This window comes from Flavobacterium sp. ENC (assembly GCF_020991415.1).
In the GTDB taxonomy this organism is placed as follows: Bacteria; Bacteroidota; Bacteroidia; order Flavobacteriales; family Flavobacteriaceae; genus Flavobacterium.
Genome location: NZ_JAJMOY010000032.1, coordinates 1 through 681, shown reverse-complemented (window position 1 = coordinate 681; position 681 = coordinate 1). Strand labels below are relative to the sequence as shown.

General features: G+C 49.3%; 1 pseudogene. It reads right to left on the bottom strand.

Annotated features, from left to right (window positions below):
* Positions 1 to 681, bottom strand: a pseudogene (locus LPB89_RS21915) (DUF11 domain-containing protein); the annotation flags it as partial.

Below are 681 nucleotides of genomic sequence, written 5' to 3'. Positions count from 1 at the left end.
CCGTCGTTTACCGAAACTCCCGTCGCAGCACTTGGACCCGCATTCGAAGCCGTAATGGTAAAGGTTACGTTATCACCAACATTTGGTGTAGCGTTGTCTACCGTTTTCACTACGCTAAGGTTGCTCTGTGCAACCGGCGTTGGTGTTTCTGTATCGGTATTGTTGCCTGGTGTTGGATCGGATGTAGTACTAGTAATTGTTGCTGTATTGGCATAGTTTCCTGTAGCATTTACAGTCACAGTAACTGTTAAGGTAGCGTTAGCTCCATTGTTTAAAGTACCAACGGTCCATAATCCTGTCCCGCTGTTAAATGTCCCAACACTTGGTGTGGCGCTCACGAAGGTATACCCCGAAGGAAGTACATCGTTTACCGAAACTCCCGTCGCAGCACTTGGACCAGCGTTCGAAGCCGTAATGGTAAAGGTTACGTTATCACCAACATTTGGTGTCGTATTATTTACTGTTTTCACCACGCTAAGGTTGGTCTGTGCAACCGGCGTTGGTGTTTCTGTATCGGTGTTGTTGCCCGGTGTCGGGTCATTTTCCAATCCGGTAATAACAGCGGTATTGCTGTATGAACCTGTTGCGTTTACCGTAGCCACGATGCTCAGCGTTGCGCTGGCCCCGTTGGCAAGTCCCCCTACACTCCAGTTCGGTGCTGTCCATGTTCCGGTTGATGGC